Origin of the sequence: Chamaesiphon sp. VAR_69_metabat_338 (assembly GCF_031423935.1) — a bacterium.
Classification (GTDB): Bacteria; Cyanobacteriota; Cyanobacteriia; order Cyanobacteriales; family Chamaesiphonaceae; genus Chamaesiphon.
On sequence record NZ_JANPGM010000623.1, the window covers coordinates 1 to 3,577 of the forward strand.

The following is a 3,577-nucleotide window of genomic DNA, read 5'->3' on the forward strand; positions in this document are numbered from 1 at the left end:
CAAGGCGCCGTGGCAGTACCCGCATCGAGGATTTGCGTCACGCTGATCGCAATCCCTTTGAAGAAGAGCTGTTTGACGATCTCGGTTTCCGGTACCATCAGCATTTCCGCCAGGTCGCGGACGGTAATGCTGCCCATGAGCGTAATCGATTCGGGCTTTTCAACCGTATTTTTCTGCTCGCGTTTGTTGTTATTACCGCGTTCTTTGGCCTGCTGATCCCCTTTCATTACGGGTCTCTTGCGCTGAGCCGGTACGGCTGCAGGACGGATACCGCCACCAGTACCGATCTTCTGTTTGGCAGGCCTTGCGATCGACAGACTGACGATCGTCTCATTCGAGTTATCGTTACCATCGAGATCGTCGTCTTCATCATCCTCATCGATGACGACAGTTTTGACCCGTTTGCCTTTGGCCGGAACTTTCGCCTTGGCGGTTTCGATTTCTTCCTCTTCCTTGCTCCAGCCTTTACCTTTATTAACTGGTTTGCGCAGCGGCGGTCGCTTGAGTTCGAGATCGCTCGGGGTGGCGGTACTCTCATCTTTCTCTGTGGCAGCACCATCTTTACCTGGAGCACCAGGTCTGGTAGGGCCACTACCTTGGGGTTTGATTTGGACGATCCGCGCTGGCGGACGATTGAGCGGTGGCGCGTCACTTTCGGATTTGGCGACTGGTTTGCGCGGGACTCCCGTACCGGGACTGCGGGTGGGCGCGCCCACTCCTGGGCGTGGAGCAGCGTCGCTCTTAACGATCTGAGACTTGGGGATGGGCTTATTAGGTGCCGAGGAGCGAGCTACGGGTGTAGAATTGCTCTCTGAGTTATCGCCATTATTTAGCTCTAGTGCTTCATTGTCGGCATTAGGGCGGGCTGGCGGGCCAGATAGTTGGGGTTTGGGCGCAGGTGGCTGGACGGGATTGGCAACCCTGGCAACGCGATTGGCATTAGCATCGTCACTGACTTCGGCGCGCCGGACGGTGGCACCCTCACCAACTGGTGTCGGTCGGACGACTGGACGGCTAACGTTAGGCGATGGGGGTGCTGATGGCCGCAGTGGTGGTTGTTGGGCGTTTAAAGGCGGTTGGGGCATCAAAGATGGCTTGGTTTGACTATCGCTTTTGTGTTCGATTTGCAAAATCCGAGTTCTGGGTTCTGTGGGTCGTGGCGGCGCGCTCTGGCTGGGACTATTAGTGGCAGCAGGGGCGATATTTTGGGGTGCTTTAGGGGCATCGCTTTTAGGCGCAGTGGCAGTTTCCACCTTGTCTGCGAGGATCTGACGAGGAGCCTTGTTTTGCCGATCGGGAAATTTCTCGTTGGCGGCTTTGACAATCTGTTCTGCTTCTGCTTCTGAGATACTGCTGCTATGGCTTTTGACTACAATATTTAAGCCTTCACAAATTCCCAATAAATCCTTATTTTCCAAATTCAATTCCTTTGACAATTCGTAAATTCTGACTTTGCCGTTGTTCATCCACTATGTCCCTATTTATGAAACCGATCGAGCGTCTAGATTATGACTTGATGTTGGCAAGACCATATATTTATCTACACAATGTTAATGTTTTGATGAAACTATGTATATTTAATGAAAGCTATTACCTGGTAGTGGTTGCCGATCGCAGTAGCGAGACTACTGTGACTAGTAAAAAAATTGTCCTCATCCGTTGCCGAGCGACTCATGGGCGTTCGCGCAGCCTCTGACCGTGAAGAACTTGGTGGTTGATGCCGCGATCTAGCGATCCGGTCGGGACGAGCGGCTGCGGCACAGTGGTTATTGACGCGATCGAGATGAGCGATCTATCAATGGAGAACCATATTATATTCTTACACCAATTCGTCATAATTGGCGAGTCAAATCGACAATTTGTGATAGTGTGATAGGTTTATCCGATCGGGGATCGCCAGCATGCCAAAGTAAAGATTGGATCGCGATTCGGGCATTGGCTCTGGCGCGATCGAAGTAAGTCTGGTCAGGGCGAGATCGACACTTAGCAAATAGCCACTCACACTGTCTACAATTAAGTTCCTCCATAAATAATTCATAATTCACGGTTGATGAGCAAAGTATATATTGTGGGTGCGGGGCCTGGGGATGTTGCTTATTTGACGATTCGCGCCCAACAAATTCTCACGCAAGCGGAAGTGCTGATTTATGACGCTTTGGTCGATCGCAGTTTGCTAGACTTAGTCCCTGATACTTGCGCGCTCATCGATGTCGGCAAGCGCGGCGGCAGACCGAGTATGTCCCAATCTGAAATCGATTTGTTGTTGGTAGCATCTGCCCAAACCGATCGCACTGTCGTCCGGCTCAAAAGTGGCGATCCGTTTATTTTTGGGCGCGTCACCGCCGAAATCGATGCATTGACGGCGGCAGCGTGTGAATTTGAGGTCGTACCGGGACTCTCGACGGCGTTAGCGGCACCGTTACTCGCGGGAATTCCCTTGACCGATCCGGTTTTGAGTCGCGGCTTTGCCGTGATGAGCGCGCATCTAACCGACGATCTCGATTGGGATGCCTTGGCGCGGATCCCGACTGTGGTGATGATGATGGGTGCGCGGCAATTGGGCGAGATCGTCGCACAGCTCCTCAAACACGATCGCACGGCTACGACCCCAATTGCGATCGTGCGTTGGGCGGGAACGCCTCACCAGCAAGTTTGGGTATCCGATTTGGGCGGGATTATTACGGAGACAGAGGGCGTGGAGCTATCGCCAGCCGTAATTATTGTCGGTCAAGTAGTGAGATTGCGCGAGTATCTTCGTTGCCAAGGATCGACATCGCCGATCGAGCCAGATCCGGGGATCTCGCTACCGTCCGATCGCTGCCCATTAGCGGCTAAAACCGTCCTTGTTACGCGTGCGAGCGGACAAGCTAGTGAATTTTCGCAAATGTTGAGATCGCGCGGCGCACGGGTGCGAGAACTGCCAACTTTGGAAATAGTCCCCCCTAGTAACTGGACGGATCTCGATCGCGAAATCGAGCGGTTGACAGATTTTGATTGGTTAATTTTGACGTCTAGTAATGGTGTCGATGGCTTCTTTGCAAGGCTAACTCGATCGGGTCGCGATAGCCGCGCCTTAGCCGGAGTTAAAATTGCGGTAGTCGGTCAGAAAACCGCGCAAGCATTACAACAGCATGGGATTAATCCAGATTTCATCCCGCCAGATTTTGTTGCCGATGCCTTGGTCGGTCATTTTCCCACCTCTCCCGCCAATCTGCGCATCTTATTTCCGCGTGTCGAGACTGGCGGACGCGAAGTATTAGTCGGTGAATTTACGAAGTTGGGGGCGACAGTTATCGAAGTAGCAGCTTATCAATCCCAATGCCCAGCACAGATCGATCCGGCCATTCTGTCAGCACTACAGAGCGATCGAATAGATATAATTACCTTCGCCAGTTCCAAAACCGTCCAGAATTTTTACGACCTCATCGGCGATCGGCTACCACCAAACTGGTTAGATCGAGTTACAATTGCCTCGATCGGCCCACAAACTTCCGCGACTTGTCGATCGCTTCTGGGCAAAGTCGATATTGAAGCGACTGAATACACGTTACCTGGTTTGCTAACCGCCTTAGAACTG

The 3,577-nt window shown here is 52.4% G+C and carries 3 protein-coding genes; 2 read left to right on the forward strand and 1 reads right to left on the reverse strand.

The window, feature by feature from the left end; genetic code table 11:
- The coding region (locus RMO84_RS17145; protein WP_310489649.1) for a translation initiation factor IF-2 N-terminal domain-containing protein at positions 1-1,466 on the reverse strand (1,466 nt) is incomplete at its 3' end.
- 17 nt (positions 1,467-1,483) lie between these two features.
- On the opposite strand from RMO84_RS17145, the gene RMO84_RS17150 reads away from it, so the two are divergent.
- Positions 1,484-1,696: a hypothetical protein gene (locus RMO84_RS17150; protein ID WP_310489650.1), complete on the forward strand. Its 213-nt coding sequence runs from the start codon at positions 1,484-1,486 to the stop codon at positions 1,694-1,696.
- Between the two features lie 354 nt (positions 1,697-2,050).
- Positions 2,051-3,577: uroporphyrinogen-III C-methyltransferase (gene cobA, locus RMO84_RS17155; protein ID WP_310489651.1), on the forward strand; the 1,527-nt coding region annotated here is incomplete at its 3' end.

Excerpts from the sequence above, each read along its gene's own strand:
- RMO84_RS17150 (WP_310489650.1), top strand. The coding sequence starts at position 1,484 with ATGAAACCGATCGAGCGTCTAGATTATGACTTGATGTTGGCAAGACCA.